General features: G+C 69.3%; 1 protein-coding gene. It reads right to left on the minus strand.

Annotation, left to right across the window (positions count from 1 at the left end; translation table 11 throughout):
• Nucleotides 1–407: DinB family protein (locus tag IJ15_RS26525; RefSeq protein WP_031940839.1), on the minus strand; the 407-nt coding region annotated here is incomplete at both ends.

The raw sequence follows: 407 nt of genomic DNA on the forward strand, positions 1-407 counted from the left end.
CTGCCGGTCGGCGTCGGCGGACACCTCGACGGCCGGGCCGCACACGCCGTCCATGCGCAGCGAGTCTCCGAGTTGGGCGACGATTCCGTCGACCATGTCGAGGTCGTGTTCCGGAATCGTCTCGTCCAACCCCGCCGTACGGGCGACATCCCAGCCGTGGACGACCAGGTCGAAGCAGTAGAAGGTGCGGATCGTCGAGGCCAGATCGGTGCGTCCGAAGTGACCGTCGTACTCGAGCGCCGCCTTCGCGGGATCGTCGAGGATCGCCTGAACCGCATCCCGGGTGTGCTGCCAGGACCCGACGGGTTCGGTGGCGGCGGACGGGCCGGGCGGGACGGTCAGCCCGACGACACCCATCATCTGCGTCTGCGTCCCGATGACGTGGTCGACGATGTCCCGGGCGGTCC

This window comes from Prescottella defluvii (assembly GCF_000738775.1).
GTDB classification, from domain to species: domain Bacteria; phylum Actinomycetota; class Actinomycetes; order Mycobacteriales; family Mycobacteriaceae; genus Prescottella; species Prescottella defluvii.